The organism is Luteirhabdus pelagi (genome assembly GCF_016827595.1).
Taxonomy (GTDB): Bacteria; Bacteroidota; Bacteroidia; order Flavobacteriales; family Flavobacteriaceae; genus Luteirhabdus; species Luteirhabdus pelagi.
On the sequence record NZ_JAECMS010000002.1, the window covers coordinates 158,111 to 179,281 of the forward strand.

Here is a 21,171-nt window from a genome sequence, read left to right on the forward strand (position 1 = left end):
GGCAAGGTTGAAGTTCTTGTATTTTAGCGCAAAAATTGCCGATGGAACACCTATCCAAATATAGCGATGCGCTTCGAAAGCGATTGGAAGAAACAGTTGCGGTTCAGGAACCCGAACAACTGTACGAGCCTATTCGATATATTTTGAAATTGGGTGGAAAGCGACTACGACCAACCTTGACCCTATTAAGTTGTGATTTTTTTTCAGATGAATATGAAAAGGCCATGAATGCCGCTTTGGCCGTTGAACTATTTCACAACTTTTCGTTGATTCATGACGATATTATGGATGAGGCGCCCTTGCGAAGAGGAAAGGAAACCGTTCATGAACGCTGGGACCTCAACACCGGAATTCTTTCTGGCGATGCCATGTTGATATTAGCCTATCAGCTATTTGAATATTACGAACCTGCACTCTTTCAACAATTGGCTATTCTCTTCAGCAAAACAGCTATCCAAGTATGCGAGGGACAGCAATACGATATCGATTTTGAGAATCGTGATGATGTTACCCTTCTAGAATACTTGAAAATGATCGAATACAAAACGGCTGTCCTTATTGGTGCTGCCATGAAAATGGGAGCAATTGTAGCGGGCGCTTCCGAGAGCTGCAAAAAGAACATCTATGCTTTCGGTTTGAATTTGGGTATGGCATTTCAATTACAAGACGATTATCTGGATGCTTTCGGCGATCCTAAAACCTTCGGAAAACAAGTAGGTGGTGATATTATTTCAAATAAAAAAACCTATTTATACTTAAAAGCGTACGAAAATAGCAATCAGATGCAGGCCGATGAGCTCGACGGTTTATATAGCATTCACCCAAAAGATCCCAGCGACAAAATCGCTTCGGTAAAAATGATATTTCAGCATTCTGGAGCGGCAAAAGCCATTCAACAAGAAATAGAAACCTACACTGAAAAAGCAAATGAAGTATTGGAGGCTATCAATATTTCACCAGAAAACAAGCAAAAACTTAGGGAGTTCGGTGATTGGTTGATGAAGCGGAATGTGTAGTCTAAAAATAAACTCTTACAAACGGCCCCCAAGCACTAGCGTAGATATCATCTTCCTGCTTAAATAATACATTATATCGTGCCCCGACCGTTACAGTGCCGGTCCGAAATCCGGCACCGATGAAAAGCGCAGTATTCCAAAAATCATTTTCTTCCGTAACATCTAAGAACTCACTTTCTTGATTTACCCGCAATTGCTCCAGCTCGGCTGATAACTGAATTTCCCGAATAGGGTTAAAAAGCGTAATAATACTTCCACCATACATTGTAGACCGAAATGTGTCATCGGATTGATAGCTAAACAGCAACCCTGGACCAACGCTGAAATACGGATTTACATCATAAATAGCACTAGGCGCAATGGAACCCATAAAAAAACCATTTCCAAAAGCAAGCCCTAGTCCACCTCCAAATCGCACATTTTGCCAAAAATTTGTGGTTGACTGCTCCTGAGTTGCCTTTTGGGATTGGCAGGTAAAAACAACCACAAGTGTCAGAAAAAGAAATAAGCTGTAGGTGAGGCGTTTCATTTGGAAATATTTAAGAGTTTCGTACTATAAATATACAAACTGCGCTTCCGTTAGTTTCGGGATTTGTTGTAAATTTGCACTGTTTTATCAATATAGAACTTCTGTATCCCAATTATGGATAAATATTCTTTTCTAAACGCGGTGCATCCTTCGTACATCGCAGAACTTTACGATAAATATTTACAATTTCCTGATAGCGTAGAGCCAAGTTGGCGTGCTTTCTTCCAAGGATTCGACTTTGGAATTGAGAACGGCTCGCTTGAGGCACTTGGAATCGAAAATGGCGAATTAGAAGGCGCTATTCCCGAAAACTTCACCAAGGAATTTCAGGTTATTCAACTTATCGACGGCTACCGAACAAGAGGGCATTTGTTTACGAAAACAAACCCAGTTCGCGAACGCCGAAAGTACGCTCCTACATTAGAAATTGAAAATTTCGGACTTTCTCAAGAGGATTTAGATACTAAATTTCAAGCCGGCGAAGTTCTAGGGATTGGCGAAAGCACCCTGCAGGAGATATTGGACCACTTAAATAGTATTTACTGCGATAGCATTGGGATTGAGTATATGTACATTCGAAATCCCGACGAAATACAATGGATTCAGCGTAAACTGAATATTAACGATAATCAGCCGAAGTTCACCGCAGAACAGAAAAAACACATCCTGAAAAAACTTAACGAAGCGGTTGCTTTTGAAAGTTTTCTTCACACCAAATACGTCGGACAAAAACGGTTTTCATTGGAAGGTGGCGAAAGCCTGATTCCTGCACTTGATGCCTTAATTGAGAATGCAGCCGATCAAGGGGTTCAGGAATTTGTGATGGGTATGGCTCACCGTGGTCGTTTGAGTACGTTAACGAACATCTTCGGGAAAAGTGCCCAGGCCATTTTCAGTGAATTCGACGGAAAAGATTACGAGCAGGATATTTTTGATGGTGATGTAAAATATCACTTGGGATGGACGTGTAAACGAAAAACCGATTCGGGTAAGGAGATCAACCTTAATATTGCTCCAAACCCTTCACACCTTGAAACCGTTGGAGCAGTCGTTGAAGGTATCGCACGAGCAAAACAAGACGATCATCATAAAGAAAACCCTAGTAACGTTCTGCCAATTATCGTACATGGCGATGCCGCAATTGCCGGACAGGGAATTGCGTACGAAATTGTACAAATGGCACAACTTGATGGCTACAAAACTGGCGGAACCATTCACATTGTGGTTAACAATCAAGTAGGATTTACCACAAATTATTTGGATGGTCGTTCTAGTACCTACTGTACCGATGTTGGTAAAGTCACGCTTTCACCAGTACTTCATGTAAATGCCGATGATGCCGAAGCCGTCGTACATGCCATGCTCTTCGCACTGGATTTCAGAATGCAGTTTGAACGCGACGTCTTTATCGATTTACTTGGGTATCGTAAATATGGTCATAATGAAGGTGACGAACCGCGTTTCACCCAACCAAAATTATACAAGGCAATTTCAAAGCATCAAAATCCACGCGATATTTATGCTGAAAAACTCTATAAAGAAGGTGTAATTGAGGAAGGACATACTGAAAAGCTTGAAAAAGAATATAAAGCCAAGCTAGAAGAAGACTTGGAAGATTCTCGAAAGCAGGAAAAAACGAAGATTACGGCTATCATGCAGGAAGAATGGGAGGGCTTTACCTATGCTGAAGAAGATACCATGATGCAAGATGTAGATACCAAAGTTGATATGGATACGCTCTCGGAAGTTGCCAAAGCAATCACCCAACTTCCAGAGGACAAAAAATTCATGCGGAAAGTCTCTAAGCTTATAAATACGCGTAATAAAATGTTCTTTGAAGAGAATAAGCTCGATTGGGCAATGGGTGAATTATTAGCGTATGGAACGTTATTGGAAGAGGGCCACGACGTACGAATTACGGGACAAGATGTAGAGCGCGGAACGTTTTCACACCGACATGCCGTCATCAAAACGGAACAGAATGAAGAAGAAATCGTACTTCATAATCATATCACCGAAAAGCAAGGGCATTTTTACATTTATAACTCCCTGCTTTCGGAATACGGGGTCGTCGGCTTCGACTATGGGTATGCCATGGCAAGCCCAAGTACCCTAACAATTTGGGAAGCTCAGTTCGGCGATTTTAGCAATGGCGCCCAGATTATGATCGACCAGTACATTTCGGCAGCAGAGGATAAGTGGAAATTGCAGAACGGATTGGTCATGCTATTGCCGCATGGCTACGAAGGGCAAGGTGCCGAGCACTCCTCTGCACGTATGGAACGCTACCTTCAACTTTGTGCAAAGGATAATATGTTTGTAGCCGACTGTACAACACCCGCAAACTTCTACCACTTGTTACGTAGACAGATGAAGGTGAATTATAGGAAACCCCTCATAGTTTTCACTCCAAAAAGTCTACTCCGTCATCCAAAAGTTGTTTCCACCAAGGAAGAATTGGCTACTGGAAGCTTCCAGATGGTCATTGACGATGAAAGTGCGAAAGTTTCAAAAATCAAAACCTTGGTGTTTGTAACCGGAAAGTTTTATTACGATCTTTTAGAGATGCGCGAGGAAAATGAGCGCGATGATGTTGCGTTGGTTCGAGTAGAGCAACTTTTCCCTCTTCCGACTGAGAAGATGAAAGAGATTATGAAAAAATATAAAAATGCCAAGGATGTGGTTTGGGCCCAAGAAGAACCTAGAAATATGGGGGCTTGGTCGCATATCTTGATGCATTTTGACGAGGCACGTAACTTTAGAGTCTGTAGCCGAAGAATGTATGCCGCACCAGCGGCTGGTAGCGCAGTACGCTCGAAGAAACGACACCAACGCGTGATGGAAAGCGTATTCGACAGTAGTATTAACGAACAAGATTGACAATAGTTAGCGTACAAAGCTTTATAAGAAATAGAAAATCAAAAAAACTATGGCATTAGAGATGAAAGTCCCTTCACCGGGAGAATCCATTACCGAAGTAGAAATAGCAGAATGGCTGGTTGAAGATGGCGACTATGTTGAAAAAGACCAAGCGATTGCTGAAGTAGATAGCGATAAAGCAACTTTGGAGCTTCCTGCTGAAGCGAGCGGTATCATTACCCTTAAAGCCGAGGAAGGCGATGTAATTGGTGTGGGTGAAGTAGTTTGCCTTATCGATACCGAGGCTGAAAAGCCAGGCGGTGACGATACCAAAGAAACCGACACGTATGAAGATGCTGGCGACGAGAAAGGCGATGGCAACTCAGGTCCAGACTTAGACAAACAAAGCGCTGAAACCAAAGACGATAATAAAAAAGCCGATCAAAAAGATGAGAAGCCAAAGCAAGATAAAACCTATGCTACCGGCACCCCATCTCCTGCTGCCAAGAAAATAATGGACGAAAAGGGCGTGAAAGCGAAGGATGTAAAAGGCAGTGGTCGTGACGGACGAATTACCAAAGATGATGCGGTAAAGGCAAAACCTTCTATGGGAAGTCCGGGTAAAGGAAATCGTGGGTCGGAGCGCAAGAAACTTTCGATGTTGCGTCGTAAGGTAGCCGAGCGCTTGGTATCTGCCAAAAATGAAACCGCCATGTTAACAACTTTCAACGAAGTTGACATGAGCGCTATTTTCGAATTGCGCAAGCAGTACAAAGAACAATTTAAGGAGAAACATGGCGTTGGCTTAGGCTTTATGTCATTCTTCACCTTAGCGGTAGTTCGCGCCTTGGATTTATACCCTGATGTGAATTCGATGATCGACGGCGACTATAAAATTACGTATGATTATAAGGATATCTCCATTGCGGTTTCCGGACCAAAAGGATTGATGGTACCCGTTATCCGAAATGCTGAAAACCTGAGTTTTAGAGGCGTGGAAAGCGAAGTGAAGCGTTTAGCAATTCGTGCACGCGAAGGCGAAATTACCGTAGATGAAATGACCGGCGGAACGTTCACTATTTCAAATGGTGGTGTTTTTGGAAGCATGCTTTCAACCCCAATTATCAATCCGCCACAATCGGGAATCCTAGGGATGCACAATATTGTAGAACGCCCTATTGCGAAGGATGGCGCAATCGCTATCGCTCCTATTATGTATGTGGCACTATCGTACGATCATAGAATTATTGACGGACGTGAATCTGTAGGGTTTCTAGTAGCCATAAAAGAAGCACTGGAAAGTCCAACAGAATTATTGATGGATAATGATCCTGATAAGGCCTTGGAACTTTAACGATAACTTCAACAACAAAAAACCCGGCCAAAAAGCCGGGTTTTTTAATTTAGATAGTTAGTTGAAAACGTATCAAAACTTAAAAATTACGAAACAAAATAGTTTATTATGTTTAGCACAACGATGGCGACAACAGCAATGACTAAAATAGTCACAATCCAGTTTTTACGCTTTTCGCTTTTCTCCTTATCGCTCTCGTACGCCATAATTTTTTTCACTCTGTAAAAGTCAGATTTTTTTTACAGTTAAAAAATACGTAGATACACGTAATTTCGGATAAATTTAACGTTTAGAGCAGTTTATCGTGGTTTTCTTTTGCCCAAATAAGAAGACTGTTCGTCTTGGGTTCTAAGTTCAACTTGTTGATAATATTACTTCTGTGCTTTTCGACAGTTCGGTGTGAAATGAAAAGAAGTGACGCGATTTCCTTATTGGTTTTATCGTCGGCAATCAATTTTAGAATTTTCTTTTCAGATGGGGTTAAGCTGTTAAGATTAGAATCGGAAACAAAGATATTTCCGAGTTGTTCACGGATCTTGGGACTGAAATATGGCTCTCCGTCCGCTACATTGTGCAGGCAGGTTTCAATTTCCTCTAAAGCAAACTCCTTCAATACATATCCGAAGATATTTAGCTCCTGCGCCTTCATATAAAGTTCCTTTTCCTTATGAAGGGTAATCAATACGATTTTTGTGGTGATATTGTTTTCCTTGCACTTTTTCGCTATTTCAAGCCCCGACATATAGGGCATTTGAATATCCAAAATAGCAATTTCGGGATGCTCTTTTTCAATTAAACTAAAAGCATCGTTCCCATTATGGGCGCTTCCGATAATATTATACTCTTTTTCTAGTAAAAAGTCGTTTAAACCTTTTAAGAGAAGTGGATGGTCGTCTGCTGTAATAATCGATTGCTGCTTCATACTGGAAATTGAAATACCAAGGTGGTTCCGCTTCCCTTAGTGGATTTCACCTTCATTTGTCCGTTTAAGAACTTGGTGCGCTCCATTAACGTTTTAAGTCCTAGGGATTTCACATTTTGTAATTTAGCATTAAAATCGAAACCTACCCCATTATCCTTTATCGAAATTAACACATTTCCGCGAATTTTCTTCACTAAAACCTTCGTTGCTTCCGCATTTGCGTGTTTTATGATATTATTTAAACTCTCCTGAACGATACGGTAAATGTTTACTTCCTGTTCTTTGCTAAAGAGCCCATCGATATTTTCAATTTGGGATGAAACGAACAAACTGGTATTCTCATCAATTTGCGTAAGCGAATGTTCGATTGCTTTTGTAATTCCCATTTCCTGTAGCTGAAACGGGTGAAGATCGCGAGAAATCGTTCGAACCTCCTCTATAGCGGTATCTACCATAGACATGGTGGTTTCATCGCCATTCGCAACAATCTTATTTTTGATGAGCAACAACCGCTGTCCGAGTCCATCGTGTAAATCCTTACTGATTCTTCTTCGCTCTTGTTCTTGGGAAACTAAAAGCTCCTGACTAAACTTCTCCTGCAAATATTTATTGATACGAAGATGCCGCTGGTTTCTATACAGCAAGATAAGCCCAAAGGTTAGCACTAACGCCAAACTAGAGAAAAACACTATTTTTTTGAAGGATTCATTATCCTTTTCCAGTAGTTGAATATTGGTGTTCTTCTCCATCAATTCCTTCTCCTTCTTTTCGATTTCGTATAAGGATTGATAGTACGCCAATGAATTTGCCGCTGCTTTGTTATAGATAGAATCGCGAAGATCTAGATAGGCGTTTTTGTTTTCCAGACTTTTTTTGAAATTGCCACGATCCGCATAAATACCAGATAACAGTAAATGGGCATTCATTACCTCATCTTCATGGCCCACGTTTTCTGCATAGCGTAATTTCTCTTTTCCATGCTCCAAAGCTTTATTTAAAGATCCGATGGCCTGAAAATAACGTGCTTTTGCACCGTGGTAATTGCTAAGCGACGTGGGTTCGTAAGGAATTTTTGGCGCCCAAGCATCTAGCATTCTTATATGATCGCGCGCTTTTTGAAATTGATAGGCTTTGGTGTAATATTCGGCATACTTCGAATGGATGTTAACTCTGTTAACGTAGTCGGTTTCATCAGGATCTGTTTCATCCAATAAGTCCAATGCCATGCCCAAATACCGAAGCTCTTTATCGGTTGCACCTATTTTCGCATAATCTAATGCCTGGTTATAGTATTCTGTTACGAGGTAGCGCTGATTCTCAAGGTTTTTCAGGGTTTCGATTAACTTTTGCCGCTCTTTCTCAGCCTTTTCATAAAAACCACTTCTGCTGAACATGGTAATGATTCCCTGTCGTGCGGTGGTCATGTATTGATAATCCTTTAAATCTTCATAGATACGATAGGCAATTTCAAATTTTTCGCTTGCCTTTACGAACCTACCTAAATTGGAATTTGCCCTACCGCTAAACAAATAGGCGTCGGCTCTATGTACCGAATCGTTCACGGCAAAATTATCCAAGGCCTTATCGAAGTCTTCAATGGCAAGCTTTAAATCTATTTTTTCATTTGCGCGTCCGCGTTTCAGATATAAGCCACCTAACAAAAAACTATCCTTGATCTTATATTTATGTGCTAAGACACCATCTATAATCCGAACAGCTTTAATAGGGTCGTTTTCATAAGAGGATAGTGGTGCTTGAAGATTCATTGCTTTTTTGGCCGCCCACTCGATGCTGTCAATGGATTTTGCCATTTCAATATACTCGATACTGTAGGGTATAAAAACATCATACTCTCCCGCATAAAAACTTTTATCTAACAGAGAATCAATTACCTGAAGTTTTGTAAGTGTATCTTGCGACGCCTTTACCTTCTCCACTAGAGGCGCATTCTGCTGTGCTTCAGCAAGAACTGAAAGCAGCAGAAAAAAAAGGGAAAAAACGAAACATGATTTCTTCATAGAATGGCTCGGTCAAGCATGGGCTAAAATAGCCAAAAAATATGGTTACATAAAAAAGCTTTCGGCACCTTTTTTTATTTGAGGTATAAGCAATTACGGCCATAATCGATAACGGCGCGGCATTTTTTGAGAAGGTCACCTCCAATGATTCCGTTTACTGGTGTTTCTTCTGCTTCCGTGAGGGCATGATTGACATGTGAAAGGTCAAAGAGGACAAACTCCATTTTTCGGGTTTTCCAATCGTTCACCTGAAACGAATTGTTATGTGTAACCTTAGTATTCATATTGATAGCACCGGCACCGGCAGCTTTAATCTCACTATCGTGTGTTATCATTTCAAAATAATCGGCGGCGTCCATACCCACACAACTCGTTGAAGCACCTGTATCTAGTATAAACGATCCTTTGATGTCATTTATTTTCGCTTCAAATTTATAATGTCCAGTCACCAATTTTTTAAGGGGAATTCGGTAAAACCCTTTTTCTTCCAAAAAAGCACGTAGTTGCATTCTAATTTTTAGGTAAAGATAGCCAACTAATTTGAGTAGCTTTGCAGCTATGTTAACCGATACCCATACCCATCTTTACAGCGACGCCTTTGACAACGACCGAGAAGCCATGATTGAACGGGCGATTGCGGCCGGTGTAGCGCGTTTTTTCATCCCAGCCATCGATTCTTCCTACACCGAGGCTATGTACCGATTGGAAAAACAATTCCCAAATCGTATGTACTTGATGATGGGCCTTCACCCGACTTCAGTCAAGGACAATTTCGAAGAGGAACTAGCTCATGTTGAGGCGGAATTTGAAAAGCGTGATTTTTATGCGGTAGGTGAAATAGGCATCGACCTTCATTGGGACACTTCAACCTTAGCCATTCAGCAGCAGGCATTCAAACGGCAAATCCAATTGGCGAAGCGAAAGAAGCTTCCTATTGTCATTCACTGTAGAAAAGCATTCGAAGAAATCTTCGACGTATTGGAAACCGAAGCAGGCGACGATCTTTTTGGAATATTTCATTGTTTCACCGGAACACGTGAAGACGCCGAAAGAGCGCTTAGCTATAACATGAAATTAGGTATCGGGGGTGTTGTAACGTTCAAAAACGGCAAAATTGATAAGTTTCTTGATGAAGTTCCGATTTCAGAAATTGTACTCGAAACGGATGCTCCCTATCTAGCGCCAACTCCCTATCGCGGAAAGCGCAACGAAAGTGTATATATTACGGAAGTATGTAAGAAAGTTGCCGCTATCTATAATCTAAGTGAAGAAGAGGTAGCGCGAATTACCACGGAAAATTCAAAAGAAGTGTTCGGAATTTAAACGATTTCTATATGGCGAATACAGAGGCTAATATCTTACTAATCTATACCGGCGGAACCATTGGTATGATTAAGGATTTTGAAACAGGAGCATTAAAAAGCTTCAATTTTGACGATTTGCTGAAACATATTCCCGAATTGAAATTACTGGATTGCACCATTGAAACGACCAGTTTTGAACATCCCATCGATAGCTCCAATATGAATGCAAGGTATTGGGTGCAATTGGCAACTATTATTGAAGAGAAATATCAGGATTTCGACGGGTTTGTAGTATTGCACGGAAGCGATACGATGTCGTATACCGCATCGGCTTTGAGCTTTATGTTAGAGAATTTAACGAAACCTGTAATTTTTACTGGATCACAGCTTCCTATTGGTGACTTGCGTACCGATGCAAAGGAAAACTTGATTACCTCGATACAGTTGGCTGCATTACGTGAAAAGGGCCGTTCGAAGATTGCGGAGGTCTGTCTTTATTTTGAATACAAATTATATCGCGCCAACCGTACCACTAAAATCAATGCCGAGCATTTTGAAGCCTTTGCCTCCCTGAATTATCCTCCTTTAGCGGAAAGTGGCGTGCATCTTTACATTAACGATGACGCGCTGTACAGACCAAATCGCAGAAAACGATTTAAAGTTCATAAAAGCATGGCCTCGAACATCGTATTACTTAAAATGTTCCCGGGTATTGATATTGAAACCGTTAATCATATTTTATCCTATCCCCAGATAAAAGGGCTGATTATCGAAACCTACGGTAGTGGCAATGCTACTAACGAAGCATGGTTTATTGAGGCCCTTGAGCGACTGACCAAAAATAATATCCCTGTAATCAATGTTACGCAATGCTCTGGGGGCAGTGTCGTAATGGGATTGTACGAAACTAGCGTCCCATTAAAGAAGATCGGCGTTATTTCTGGAAAGGACATTACCACCGAGGCCGCGCTGGCAAAGTTGATGTATCTATTGGGGCAACATTTATCGCCGCATAGTTTTAAAACTATTTTTGAGACATCCCTACGTGGTGAAATGATTTAAATTTCCCGTTAAAAGTTTTATTGGAAGCTATTTTTTTTGTTATTTGCCACTCCTTTTAAAAATGCCTAATTCAGGTATATAATAGAGAGGTGGCCGAGCGGTCGAAGGCGCACGCCTGGAACGCGTGTATACGGTAACCCCGTATCGAGGGTTCGAATCCCTTCCTCTCTGCAAGATTAGTTATATTGTGGTGCTTCCGGCCACAGGTCGGAAGCCTAACTTTCTTTAACAATTTTATAACATGGCAGCTGGCTTTGGGATACCCTCGAATACAGCTTCCATGCAGCTAAATTCAATGCTTGCGAAAAATTTAAATATTGTAGAATACCATATTATTTTTATATCTTTAAACCTTTAACTAAAAACAAACTTTAAGACGATAGCAATGAGAAAACTATTTTCAATTTTGGCAATCGCCGCAATGGCCTTTGCGGGAACCATGAATGCAAACGCAAACGCCAATCAAAGCATGCCCAGTAATGTGCAGAGTCTAACGACGGCCGCTACCGTAACCTTTATTCAAGATGAAGAGGAAGCCGCTACCGATGACGAACCGCAAGGTTGGCACCAAGCCCTAAAACAACGCTTTATAGAAGGTGGCCCTGTATTTATGGGGATTGTACTTCTATGTCTTATCTTAGGATTGGCCATCGCAATTGAAAGAATTATTTATTTAAATCTTTCTACTACCAATACTCAAAAATTAGCTGACAACGTTCAGGACGCTTTGAATAGCGGAGGTATTGAAGCTGCTAAGGAAGTATGCCGAAATACAAAAGGACCTGTTGCTTCTATTTACTACCAGGGACTAGATCGTGCTGATGAAAGCATCGAAGCTGCTGAAAAAGCTGTAGTTGCTTATGGTGGTGTTCAAATGGGACAGCTAGAGAAAAATGTTTCTTGGGTATCGTTATTTATCGCCTTGGCTCCTATGCTTGGTTTCATGGGTACGGTAATCGGTATGATTGTTGCCTTTGATAAAATTCAAGCGGCTGGTGATATGAACCCATCATTGGTAGCAGGAGGTATTAAAGTAGCACTTCTTACAACCGTATTCGGTCTTATTGTTGCTATTATCCTTCAGATTTTCTACAACTATATCGTAGCAAAAATCGATAGTATCGTTAACAGCATGGAAGATGCATCTATCACACTTATCGATATGCTTGTAGATTATAAAAACCGGAAGTAACCTTAAAAACCAAGACCGTAATGGCATTACATAAAATTATAAGAATAGTAGCATGGCTTCTTGGAATAGCAGGTATTGTAACTCTTGCACTTATTATTTCAACTGGCGATGAGGCTATCAAAGCAGGCGAGGATGGCGTTGTAAATCCAATGACCTACGTCGCTTATATAACAGCTGCCTTAGTACTTGCATTTACAATAGTATTTGTATTGAAAGGAATTTTCAGCGGAGATTTAAAGAAAACACTTCTAGCAATCGGATCTTTCATAGTCATAGTGGCTATCGCCTATGGCTTATCGAATGGAGTAGAAACACAAATGCGTGATGGTGAAATGCTATCCGCTAGTGGTTCCCGATGGGTAGGCACCGGTTTACATACCTTTTACATCTTAGCCATATTGGCTATTGGTGCAATGGTATACAGCGGTGTAGTGAAAATGACAACTAGACGATAATATGGCAAGAAGAACAGCACCCGAGGTAAATGCTGGCTCCATGGCCGATATTGCCTTTTTGCTTCTCATCTTTTTCCTGGTTACTACAACTATCGAAAAGGATAAGGGAATCGCAAGGCAATTACCGCCAAAGGAAGACCTGCAGGATCCTCCCATTATAAAGCAAAAGAACCTCTTTATTGTAAGAGTGAACAAAGACGACCAATTATTGGTGGAAGACGAACTAATGGAGCTGGAAGATCTTCGTGAAGCCGCTATCGAGTTTTTAGATAATGGTGGCGCTCCACAGGGCAGCCCAGAGTATTGTAATTTCTGTCAGGGAGGACCTGATGGTGTCAGAAGTTCTGATTCCTCAGATAATCCTGAAAAAGCAGTTATTTCAGTGCAAAACGACCGATTAACATCGTATAAGATGTATATATCCGTTCAGAACGAATTGGTAGCAGCCTATAACTTCCTACGTAACCGAGAATCACAACGATTATTCGGTTGGAAATTTACGGAAGTAAAAGCAGCTATCGATGAAGGTAACTTCAATGGTAATGAAGACGATGCGCAAGAGAAACTCGAGCGTATTCAGGAAATGTTCCCACTTAAGTTATCGGAAGCGGAACCAAAAGGATCTGGAACCAATTAAAGCATAAACAATATGTCAAAATTTAAGAAAAAGAAAAGTGGGGATCTACCTGCCATTTCAACGGCTTCCCTACCGGATATTGTCTTCATGCTACTATTCTTCTTTATGGTTGTAACCGTATTGCGAGATAGCAACCTATTGGTTCAAAACACCCTTCCAAAGGCAGACCAATTGGAAAAGCTGAAGAAAGATCGTTCGGTATATATTTATGCAGGGAAACCGAGCTCTCGCTATCAAGATAAATATGGAAACCAAGGTAAAATTCAGATCGGGGATAAATTCACCGATATTACCAATGTCAAGTTTGCCTTAACAGAAGCCCGTGAAGGGCTTCGACCTGAGCTTCAGGATAAGGTAATGGTTGCCTTAAAAGTTGATGAGGAAACCAATACTGGTTTGGTATCCGATATCAAGCAAGAACTGCGGGATTTAAATATGTTGAAAATTATCTATATTACTTCTCCTGGAAATCCAGTAGAGAATTAATTAGATTTTATAGAATAACTGAAACGCCCTTTTTTTAAGGGCGTTTTTTTATGGATTACAGAGCAAAACGGTATCTTTAAATTTCAATGAATTCGTCCTTTCTTATCATATGCTTTTCACTTTTCAGCTTCGCTTCCTGGAGTCAAAACCAATTGCTCACAGCCGAAGATTCGTTGGGCTATAAATATCGAGAAGATCAATTTTATATAGGCATTACCTATAATATTCCTACCAATGTTCCATCGGGCGTAAATGCCCGAGGGCTTTCAGGAGGCATTCATTTCGGTTATTTACGCGATATGCCTCTCAACGAACGTCGTAATGTAGCATTGGCAGTTGGTGTAGGAATGACACTGGATCAGTATGGGCAGAATCTGTTTATTGGTGAAACCGAAGATGAGGAGACCATTTTCACCATTCTTACCAACGAAATCAACTTCGATCAAAATCGCTTTAGCACCGCAGCTGTTGAAGTCCCGCTAGAGTTCAGATGGCGTAGTTCTACGGCAACCACCTATCAGTTTTGGCGTATTTATGCGGGGGTACGAGCGGGATATACGTATTGGTACCGCTCCTATTTTCAACAACCCGGTAATGCGGTTAGTCAGACCGATATCCCAGAATTCAATCAGTTTCGTATGCGTGCTACTTTGAGTTTTGGTTACGGAAGCATTAACTTCTTTGCCTCCTACAGTCTTCAACCCTTCTTTGAAAATGCCGTTACAACCGATGGGCAAAACATCGATTTGCGCACCTTTCGTGCTGGCCTTATCTTTTATCTTTTATAGCCAAAAGTTTACCAATATCAATTGCGGAATCAATCCTATAAAGAAGCCTAATACCAATTCTATATTCGAATGGCTTTCGGTATGCAGTCGCGAGGATGCTACCCATCCATTAAAAAAGAAGAAAATACTAATCCACGCCAAGGTATTCACCTTAAAATGAATACTCAAAACTATTAGAAACATAGTTACTCCGGCTACTCCCATTTGATGTAGACTCACCTTTACCCGAAACAATACCAATAACAAAGCAGTAAGTGAAGAGAAGAGAATTCCTAAAAAGAAGTAATATAATTCGGGACTATCGTACGGATCGAAAACGGTTTTCAATATCACCCATATTAGAATACTTTGAAGCAATAGCGGCATCCTTCTTTCTTTGACATCCTCCAGATGCATAGAGGAAATTATCCGTAGATTTCGCAACAAGAAAAATAGGACTAGCGGTATTAAAAGCGTTAGGATTACCACTACGAATACCTTTGACTTCTCCAATTCGGGTTCTATGAAGCGTGGCGTTACTACATAATAGAGTAGCGTACCGATAATGGGCATCAAAAGTGGGTGTAGGATGTAGGCTCCAATTCTGAGGAATTGCGACATCAGATTTCTTTTCTAAGGCGAGCCACGGGAATATCAAGTTGTTCCCTGTACTTCGCAACAGTTCGTCTGGCAATGGGATATCCTTTCTCTTTCAAAACCTTCGCCAACTTATCGTCGGTTAGCGGCTTTCGCTTATCTTCATCGCGGACAGTAATCTCTAAGATTTTTTTAATTTCCCTAGTAGATACGTCTTCGCCTTGATCATTCTTCATACTCTCACTGAAAAATTCTTTTATCAGTTTCGTACCGTACGGCGTATCCACATACTTACTATTCGCCACACGCGAAACCGTCGAAATATCCATATCGATCTTATCGGCAATATCCTTTAAGATCATTGGTTTCAACTTACGTTCGTCGCCCGTCATAAAATAGTCTTCCTGATGATGCATAATCGCATTCATCGTTACGAATAGCGTTTGCTGTCGTTGCTTAATGGCTTCAATAAACCATTTCGCCGCATCGAGCTTCTGCTTGATAAACATAATAGCATCTTTTTGCTTCTTGCTTTTCTCCTTCGACTCTTTGTACCCTTTCAACATATTGGTATAATCTCTGGAAACATGAAGCTCTGGTGCATTTCGTCCGTTAAGGGTTAGGTCTAATTCGCCATCTGTAATACGTATGGTGAAATCGGGCACCACATGCTCTACGATCCGCGTATTGCTGGAATAAGAACCACCAGGCTTGGGATTTAAACCTTCTACTTCATGAATGGCATCGCGAAGTTGATCTTCGGTGATATCGAATTTCTGAAGTAATTTTTTATAATGTTTCTTGATAAATTGGTCGAACCCATTTTCTAGGATATCAATCGCCAAACTAACCGAGGGAGTATCCTCTCTTCGCTTTAACTGAATAAGCAAACACTCCTGAAGATCGCGGGCACCAACTCCTGCGGGATCCAAATCTTGAACCACTTGCAGTACCTTTTCTACCGTCTCTTCATCGGTATATACATTTTGGGTGAAGGCGAGATCGTCTACGATATCCTGAACTTCCCTTCGAATGTAGCCGCTTTCATCGACACTTCCCACTAGAAACTTCGCAATCTCAAGCTCGTCATCATCCAATCGATACGTGTTTAACTGTTGAAGGAGATGTTGGTTAAAAGACTTTCCTGAAGCATAGGGAATTTGCTTATCATCATCGTCTGCACTATAGTTGTTCGAAGATAATTTATAGCTAGGAATTTCATCATCACTTAAATAATCGTCTACATTTATTTCCTCCGCTTCAATGGTTTCATTCCCTTCATCATACTCATCTTCATATTCGCTGGAAAACTCATCTTCATACTCCGGCTCGTCCTTTCCGCCTTCCAACGCAGGATTCTCCTCCATTTCCTGAGAGATACGCTGCTCGAATGCCTGGGTCGGCAATTGGATCAGTTTCATTAACTGTATCTGCTGTGGTGATAACTTTTGAGATAATTTATATTTAAGCTGTTGTTTTAGCATACGGTTGGTTCTGCATCATAAAGTTATGAAAATCCTCTGTACATACATCGTGCCAGGGGACGTTTTAAGACTATCTTATGAGAAATGACGGGCGATAGCGAAGTAAAATGGGGCTATAATGATTCAGGTAAGTCGGGATAGGTATCGATATAGGCTAAAATATCATGAACGCAGCTATTAAGGTTCTTCTTCACCTCATGCTCCCAGAATCGGAAAATACGATATCCCTTTTGCTGTAGCATATGATTCACTTCACGATCGCGCTGCATATTCCGTTCAATCTTAGGAATCCAAAAGCGCCTATTCTTCTTAATGGTATCTTTTCGTTCATCCCAATTATAGCCGTGCCAAAAAGAACCATCTACGAAGATAGCCAGTTTGTATTTTTGGATGGAAATATCAGGCTTCCCTGGAAGCACCTTGGAATCGACACGGTAGCGAAGTCCCTTTGCCCATAATGCTTTTCGAAGCAATAATTCGGGTTTTGTGTTTCGCCCCCTAATCTTGCTCATAATTTTAGAGCGGTTCTTGGTAGTATAAAAACCTTCCTCTTCGCTAAAGCGGGGTACCTTTATGGGTTCTTCATCATACATTTTCAAATGAAAAAATACGCAATATCGCAGAGAAGTTCTCCCAAGACCATGTTAAGACCCCAATTCAGTAGTAGGATCCCAGAAGATGGTGTCGAAATTTTGAACGGTATTATCCTTCACTTCAATGCCTTCACTTTCCAACAGTTGTTGCATCAAATTCGTTCCTTGAAAGTGATGTTTTCCAGAAAGCATCCCGTTTCGATTTACTACGCGATGGGCTGGCACCTCATCGTTGTTTGCACTAGCGTTCATCGCCCAACCCACCATTCTAGCACTACCAGCTGCTCCCAAATAGCGTGCAATGGCTCCGTAACTCGTTACCCGACCGTACGGAATCTGCTTCGCTACTTCGTGTACTTTCTTAAAAAAACCTTCAGAGGCCATACCCCATGTCTTGTAAAATCTTGATCAATGTTATAACTGATATTGCCGCTGTAATTCCGCCTATGATAAAGTTCATATTTACGTTCAGTCGCTTACGGTCCTCCTTCTTTCTAAAAAACTGAATGTAGATGAAAAGTGTGGCGAAGGTGCCCAAACCAGATCCTAGAACAGCTGCCCAAAGTCCAGGCTGTTCAAATGTGAACCAACCGAAGCCAGCGAAAGTAATACTGATATAGACCCAATATGGAAGTGGCAACAAGTTTAGAAAAGCAATAAACATTCCTGAGAAAAAACGAGCTGCTTTTGTAGCCTGCATATCTTTTGGAACATTGCGCCTGGTATCTTTTGCGATGAAAAAGAAGTAGATAGTCAAACAAATAAAAATACCGAGTGCCACCTTTTGAAGCATATCGACATATTCAGGATGTCGATCTAGGTAGCGAGCGGCGATTAAAGCAACGAATGTTTGAATGATGACAGTAGTGCAAACACCTAAAGAGAACATCAGCGCCTTTCTACGCCCTTCTTTCATGCTAATCTTGGCTGCGTACATGTTCAACAAGCCTGGGGGAATAACCCCAATCATTGCTGCTACGAAGCCGATGAATAGATTTGAGACGCTCGCCATTGCGGATTTTCTAAGACCAATATAAGGATTTAAACTATCTTAGGTTGAATCGCGTATAGGTGATTTTCTTTCCCTCCTCTAAATATTGTTTTTCATAAAAGGTTTGAATCTCTCGAACGGCCTCTGGCGAATGTGGATTGCCATACACATCATGGTGTGCATATTCAATTTCGTATCCCATGCCTTGAAGTAATCCTAGGGTATAACCGTGCATAAATTCACTATCGGTTTTTAAGTGAATAGCTCCTTCTGGTTTTAAAATAGCCTTATAGCGATCTAAAAACTCTGGATTGGTCAATCGATGCTTGGTCCGTTTGTACTTTATTTGCGGATCCGGGAAGGTAATCCAAATGGCATCGACTTCATTTTTAGCAAAGCAATGTTCAATCAATTCAATTTGAATCCGAAGAAAACCAACATTTGTAAGTCCTTCCTCTAATGCTGTTTTAGCGCCTCTCCAAAAGCGAGCTCCTTTAATATCAATTCCCAAAAAGTTATTTTCAGGGTATTTGCGCGCTAGGTTCACCGAATACTCACCTTTTCCGCATCCTAACTCCAACACGATGGGATTTTCGTTCTTAAAGAATTTCTTCTGCCAATTCCCCTTCAATTGAAGTGCATCCTTAAATACTTCTTCGCGCGTCGGCTGGACTACATTCTTGAAGGTTTCATTTTCCCTAAAACGTTTTAATTTATTTTTGCTTCCCACAGTTCCCTAATCGTGATTTAATGTATTGATAAACTTTTGCAAAAGTACCAAAATTAGTGCAGCGTATTTTATCCGTATCTTTGTTTTATGGGTGCCCAGAAAACAATCCTCGTAGCCCCTCTGAACTGGGGTTTGGGGCATGCTACCCGATGTATCCCCATTATTAAAGCCCTGCAAAATGAAGGCTATGGCATCCGTTTGGCTTCCGACGGCGCAGCTTTATCATTGTTGAAGAAAGAATTCCCTACACTCCCTATTTATGAAATGCCATCCTATGATATCACCTATCCTCAAAGGGCTGAATGGTTTAAACTGAAGCTGCTCTTACAACTCCCCAAGGTGTGGAGTGCCGTCAAAAAAGAACGGAAAATGGTCGGAGAATGGATCAAGAATGGCGAAATTGACGGTATCATTAGTGATAACCGGCTTGGCGTCTCACATTCCGCTGTCCCATCCGCTTACATAACACATCAGTGCAGGGTTATCTCGGGAACAACTACCGCTATAAGTAGTTGGCTCCATAATCGATTTATTTCCAAATTCGATGAATGTTGGATCCCAGATTACGAAGGCCCTTTTACTTTGAGTGGTTCCATGGGACATCATGCAAAACTGTCAATTCCAAAAAAATATATCGGTCCGTTAAGCCGGTTTCAGCAACAAGCGCTTCATAAAAAATACGATGTACTTTGTCTAGTTTCAGGTCCTGAGCCACAGCGGACCCAATTCGAACAAAAATTACGGGAGACCTTCGCTTCTTCACCTAAAAAAATAGTACTCGTTCAAGGGGTTATGGAAGAAGAGCAGCGGTGGATAAAAAAAGGGAATATGTTTATTGTGAACTACATGACTTCCTCAGAATTGGAAAAAATGTTTAACAGCAGTGATGTTGTGGTTGCCCGCTCTGGTTATAGCACAATCATGGATATTGCTGCCTTAAGGAAAAAAGCCTATTTGGTCCCTACCCCTGGACAATATGAACAATTATATTTGGCCCGCCGATTAAAGGATAAGGGGATTTTCCCTTCTTGTCAGCAGTCTCATTTTACTGAAGACAAGCTACAGGAATTACCACTATTTAAAGGAATGGATAATATTGAGGAACCATTACCGCTAGCTAGGTTGTTTCGCCTTTTCGAGGGTAAAGGAAAACTCTGAACCAATTCCAAACTGACTTTCCACGTAGATTTTTTCGTTATGCGCTTCTAGGATGTGCTTTACAATGGCGAGTCCAAGTCCGCTACCGCCCTCTTTTCGTGAACCGCTTTTATCGACGCGATAGAACCGTTCGAAAAGTCTTGGAATGTTCTTTTCCTCGATTCCTTCACCATTATCAGTCACACGCACAATGACCTTGTTTTTAATAAGATCTTCGATGCTCACTTCGGTTGTACCACCTTTTTTGCCATATTTAATGGAATTGACAATAAGATTGGTAAGCACCTGTTGAATTCGTTCGCGATCGGCCTCGACGAAGATGCTATCGGAGTATTCTATATCGAAGGTGAGGGTAATTTTTTTCTTCGAAGCCTTCATTTCGAGCAGATCGAACACATTTTGTACTAATTCGATGATATTGAAGCGCTCTTTCTTCAGGTTAAGGTCGCCCACTTCCAACTTGGTTATCATATCGAGGTCCTTAACGATATAAATAAGTCGCTCCACGCCCTTACTTGCCCGTTGTAAATATTTTTTACGCACATTTTTATCGTCCAGTGCACCATCCAAAAGTGTGAGAATATAGCCTTGAACCGTAAAAAGCGGGGTTTTCAGTTCATGGGAAACATTTCCCATAAACTCTTTTCTGTAGTTTTCGCGAATCTTAAGGCTTTCGATCTCCAGCTTTTTGTTTTCGGCAAAGCGCTCTACTTCACGCGTGAGGCTTGCCATATCGGTGGTAATGTTCTGTCGGTTGAAGGTCGAGGCGTCTAGTAAGCGAACGTTATCATAGATTTTCTGTACTCTTCGATAGATAAACTTCTCAACCCTACGCTGAATTACGATAAAGGAAAAGATATAGCAGATCAGAAATACCAACGGAACATAAAGGTATGCTTGATAATCGATTACGAAAAGAAAACCGATGAACAGTGCCGTCACAAACAGCGACACATAGGCCGAAGTAAAGGCCGCAAAGCGATATGTCCGTTTAAAGTATTTGGCCAAGGCGAGTTT

22 protein-coding genes and 1 tRNA gene are annotated in these 21,171 nt (G+C 41.2%); 12 read left to right on the plus strand and 11 right to left on the minus strand.

The window, feature by feature from the left end:
* Window positions 1–41 precede the first annotated feature (41 nt).
* Window positions 42–1,016: a polyprenyl synthetase family protein gene (locus I4Q58_RS05425; protein ID WP_203294615.1), complete on the plus strand. Its 975-nt coding sequence runs from the start codon at window positions 42–44 to the stop codon at window positions 1,014–1,016.
* A 1-nt stretch (window position 1,017) separates the two neighbouring features.
* Here the strand turns inward: I4Q58_RS05425 and I4Q58_RS05430 are convergent, their stop codons facing one another.
* Window positions 1,018–1,545, minus strand: coding sequence for a hypothetical protein (locus I4Q58_RS05430; RefSeq protein WP_203294617.1), 528 nt, complete (start codon window positions 1,543–1,545; stop codon window positions 1,018–1,020).
* Between the two features lie 114 nt (window positions 1,546–1,659).
* On the opposite strand from I4Q58_RS05430, the gene I4Q58_RS05435 reads away from it, so the two are divergent.
* Entirely contained in the window at window positions 1,660–4,425 is a 2,766-nt protein-coding gene (locus I4Q58_RS05435) for a 2-oxoglutarate dehydrogenase E1 component (RefSeq protein ID WP_203294619.1), read from the plus strand.
* 49 nt (window positions 4,426–4,474) lie between these two features.
* Window positions 4,475–5,758, plus strand: coding sequence for a 2-oxoglutarate dehydrogenase complex dihydrolipoyllysine-residue succinyltransferase (odhB, locus tag I4Q58_RS05440; RefSeq protein ID WP_203294621.1), 1,284 nt, complete (start codon window positions 4,475–4,477; stop codon window positions 5,756–5,758).
* Window positions 5,759–6,047: 289 nt separating this feature from the next.
* Here odhB and I4Q58_RS05445 read toward each other — a convergent pair whose 3' ends face one another.
* The 3 genes from I4Q58_RS05445 to I4Q58_RS05455 form a co-directional block, all read right to left on the minus strand.
* Window positions 6,048–6,680 (minus strand): response regulator, encoded by a 633-nt coding sequence (locus I4Q58_RS05445; protein WP_203294623.1) that lies wholly within the window; start codon window positions 6,678–6,680, stop codon window positions 6,048–6,050.
* A complete protein-coding gene (locus tag I4Q58_RS05450) occupies window positions 6,677–8,698 on the minus strand; it encodes a tetratricopeptide repeat-containing sensor histidine kinase (protein WP_203294625.1) in 2,022 nt (673 codons plus the stop codon). Before I4Q58_RS05450 ends, I4Q58_RS05445 begins: the two co-directional genes overlap by 4 nt.
* Before the next feature lie 74 nt (window positions 8,699–8,772).
* Window positions 8,773–9,207, minus strand: coding sequence for a retropepsin-like aspartic protease (locus tag I4Q58_RS05455; RefSeq protein ID WP_203294627.1), 435 nt, complete (start codon window positions 9,205–9,207; stop codon window positions 8,773–8,775).
* Between the two features lie 49 nt (window positions 9,208–9,256).
* Here I4Q58_RS05455 and I4Q58_RS05460 point away from each other — a divergent pair, with 49 nt between their 5' ends.
* From I4Q58_RS05460 to I4Q58_RS05495, 8 genes are all read left to right on the plus strand, one after another.
* Window positions 9,257–10,021 (plus strand): TatD family hydrolase, encoded by a 765-nt coding sequence (locus I4Q58_RS05460; RefSeq protein ID WP_203295555.1) that lies wholly within the window; start codon window positions 9,257–9,259, stop codon window positions 10,019–10,021.
* Between the two features lie 11 nt (window positions 10,022–10,032).
* Window positions 10,033–11,064 carry an asparaginase gene (locus I4Q58_RS05465; protein ID WP_203294629.1) on the plus strand — a complete coding sequence of 344 codons (1,032 nt, stop codon included), beginning with the start codon at window positions 10,033–10,035 and terminating at the stop codon, window positions 11,062–11,064.
* A gap of 83 nt (window positions 11,065–11,147) precedes the next feature.
* Window positions 11,148–11,235 (plus strand) — tRNA-Ser (locus I4Q58_RS05470).
* A 214-nt stretch (window positions 11,236–11,449) separates the two neighbouring features.
* Complete coding sequence (locus tag I4Q58_RS05475; RefSeq protein WP_203294631.1) at window positions 11,450–12,256, plus strand: MotA/TolQ/ExbB proton channel family protein; 807 nt, start codon at window positions 11,450–11,452, stop codon at window positions 12,254–12,256.
* Window positions 12,257–12,276: 20 nt separating this feature from the next.
* Entirely contained in the window at window positions 12,277–12,711 is a 435-nt protein-coding gene (locus tag I4Q58_RS05480) for a hypothetical protein (protein WP_203294633.1), read from the plus strand.
* Window position 12,712: 1 nt separating this feature from the next.
* Window positions 12,713–13,348 carry an ExbD/TolR family protein gene (locus I4Q58_RS05485; RefSeq protein ID WP_203294635.1) on the plus strand — a complete coding sequence of 212 codons (636 nt, stop codon included), beginning with the start codon at window positions 12,713–12,715 and terminating at the stop codon, window positions 13,346–13,348.
* 12 nt (window positions 13,349–13,360) lie between these two features.
* A complete protein-coding gene (locus I4Q58_RS05490; protein WP_203294637.1) occupies window positions 13,361–13,834 on the plus strand; it encodes an ExbD/TolR family protein in 474 nt (157 codons plus the stop codon).
* A gap of 86 nt (window positions 13,835–13,920) precedes the next feature.
* Entirely contained in the window at window positions 13,921–14,622 is a 702-nt protein-coding gene (locus tag I4Q58_RS05495) for an outer membrane beta-barrel protein (protein ID WP_203294639.1), read from the plus strand.
* Here the strand turns inward: I4Q58_RS05495 and I4Q58_RS05500 are convergent.
* From I4Q58_RS05500 to trmB, 6 genes are all read right to left on the minus strand, one after another.
* Window positions 14,617–15,222, minus strand: a complete 606-nt coding sequence (locus tag I4Q58_RS05500) for a hypothetical protein (protein WP_203294641.1) — start codon at window positions 15,220–15,222, stop codon at window positions 14,617–14,619. The two genes, I4Q58_RS05495 and I4Q58_RS05500, sit on opposite strands and share 6 nt — an antisense overlap.
* The gene (gene rpoN / locus I4Q58_RS05505; protein WP_203294643.1) at window positions 15,222–16,682 is read right to left on the minus strand and encodes an RNA polymerase factor sigma-54; all 1,461 of its coding nucleotides are present in this window, start codon (window positions 16,680–16,682) and stop codon (window positions 15,222–15,224) included. Before rpoN ends, I4Q58_RS05500 begins: the two co-directional genes overlap by 1 nt.
* A gap of 113 nt (window positions 16,683–16,795) precedes the next feature.
* Entirely contained in the window at window positions 16,796–17,275 is a 480-nt protein-coding gene (locus tag I4Q58_RS05510; protein ID WP_203295556.1) for a very short patch repair endonuclease, read from the minus strand.
* 51 nt (window positions 17,276–17,326) lie between these two features.
* Window positions 17,327–17,659 (minus strand): MGMT family protein, encoded by a 333-nt coding sequence (locus I4Q58_RS05515; protein ID WP_203294645.1) that lies wholly within the window; start codon window positions 17,657–17,659, stop codon window positions 17,327–17,329.
* On the minus strand, window positions 17,649–18,287 hold the full coding sequence (locus I4Q58_RS05520) for a LysE family translocator (protein ID WP_236002846.1): 639 nt from the start codon (window positions 18,285–18,287) through the stop codon (window positions 17,649–17,651). The genes I4Q58_RS05515 and I4Q58_RS05520 overlap by 11 nt, the downstream gene beginning before the upstream one ends.
* 34 nt (window positions 18,288–18,321) lie before the next feature.
* Window positions 18,322–18,996, minus strand: coding sequence for a tRNA (guanosine(46)-N7)-methyltransferase TrmB (gene trmB / locus I4Q58_RS05525; protein WP_203294647.1), 675 nt, complete (start codon window positions 18,994–18,996; stop codon window positions 18,322–18,324).
* 87 nt (window positions 18,997–19,083) lie between these two features.
* Here trmB and I4Q58_RS05530 point away from each other — a divergent pair, with 87 nt between their 5' ends.
* Window positions 19,084–20,154 (plus strand): glycosyltransferase, encoded by a 1,071-nt coding sequence (locus I4Q58_RS05530; protein ID WP_203294649.1) that lies wholly within the window; start codon window positions 19,084–19,086, stop codon window positions 20,152–20,154.
* On the opposite strand, the gene I4Q58_RS05535 is transcribed toward I4Q58_RS05530, so the two are convergent.
* Window positions 20,110–21,162 (minus strand): sensor histidine kinase, encoded by a 1,053-nt coding sequence (locus tag I4Q58_RS05535; RefSeq protein ID WP_203294651.1) that lies wholly within the window; start codon window positions 21,160–21,162, stop codon window positions 20,110–20,112. The genes I4Q58_RS05530 and I4Q58_RS05535 overlap by 45 nt on opposite strands.
* Window positions 21,163–21,171 lie beyond the last annotated feature (9 nt).

Excerpts from the sequence above, each read along its gene's own strand:
- I4Q58_RS05460 (WP_203295555.1), top strand. The coding sequence starts at position 9,257 with ATGTTAACCGATACCCATACCCATCTTTACAGCGACGCCTTTGACAAC.
- I4Q58_RS05435 (WP_203294619.1), top strand. The coding sequence starts at position 1,660 with ATGGATAAATATTCTTTTCTAAACGCGGTGCATCCTTCGTACATCGCA.
- I4Q58_RS05495 (WP_203294639.1), top strand. The coding sequence starts at position 13,921 with ATGAATTCGTCCTTTCTTATCATATGCTTTTCACTTTTCAGCTTCGCT.
- I4Q58_RS05445 (WP_203294623.1), bottom strand. The coding sequence starts at position 6,680 with ATGAAGCAGCAATCGATTATTACAGCAGACGACCATCCACTTCTCTTA.
- rpoN (WP_203294643.1), bottom strand. The coding sequence starts at position 16,682 with ATGCTAAAACAACAGCTTAAATATAAATTATCTCAAAAGTTATCACCA.
- I4Q58_RS05510 (WP_203295556.1), bottom strand. The coding sequence starts at position 17,275 with ATGTATGATGAAGAACCCATAAAGGTACCCCGCTTTAGCGAAGAGGAA.
- I4Q58_RS05530 (WP_203294649.1), top strand. The coding sequence starts at position 19,084 with ATGGGTGCCCAGAAAACAATCCTCGTAGCCCCTCTGAACTGGGGTTTG.
- I4Q58_RS05475 (WP_203294631.1), top strand. The coding sequence starts at position 11,450 with ATGAGAAAACTATTTTCAATTTTGGCAATCGCCGCAATGGCCTTTGCG.
- I4Q58_RS05450 (WP_203294625.1), bottom strand. The coding sequence starts at position 8,698 with ATGAAGAAATCATGTTTCGTTTTTTCCCTTTTTTTTCTGCTGCTTTCA.
- I4Q58_RS05490 (WP_203294637.1), top strand. The coding sequence starts at position 13,361 with ATGTCAAAATTTAAGAAAAAGAAAAGTGGGGATCTACCTGCCATTTCA.
- I4Q58_RS05480 (WP_203294633.1), top strand. The coding sequence starts at position 12,277 with ATGGCATTACATAAAATTATAAGAATAGTAGCATGGCTTCTTGGAATA.
- I4Q58_RS05430 (WP_203294617.1), bottom strand. The coding sequence starts at position 1,545 with ATGAAACGCCTCACCTACAGCTTATTTCTTTTTCTGACACTTGTGGTT.
- I4Q58_RS05485 (WP_203294635.1), top strand. The coding sequence starts at position 12,713 with ATGGCAAGAAGAACAGCACCCGAGGTAAATGCTGGCTCCATGGCCGAT.
- I4Q58_RS05465 (WP_203294629.1), top strand. The coding sequence starts at position 10,033 with ATGGCGAATACAGAGGCTAATATCTTACTAATCTATACCGGCGGAACC.
- I4Q58_RS05515 (WP_203294645.1), bottom strand. The coding sequence starts at position 17,659 with ATGGCCTCTGAAGGTTTTTTTAAGAAAGTACACGAAGTAGCGAAGCAG.
- I4Q58_RS05455 (WP_203294627.1), bottom strand. The coding sequence starts at position 9,207 with ATGCAACTACGTGCTTTTTTGGAAGAAAAAGGGTTTTACCGAATTCCC.
- I4Q58_RS05425 (WP_203294615.1), top strand. The coding sequence starts at position 42 with ATGGAACACCTATCCAAATATAGCGATGCGCTTCGAAAGCGATTGGAA.
- I4Q58_RS05520 (WP_236002846.1), bottom strand. The coding sequence starts at position 18,287 with ATGGCGAGCGTCTCAAATCTATTCATCGGCTTCGTAGCAGCAATGATT.
- odhB (WP_203294621.1), top strand. The coding sequence starts at position 4,475 with ATGGCATTAGAGATGAAAGTCCCTTCACCGGGAGAATCCATTACCGAA.
- I4Q58_RS05500 (WP_203294641.1), bottom strand. The coding sequence starts at position 15,222 with ATGTCGCAATTCCTCAGAATTGGAGCCTACATCCTACACCCACTTTTG.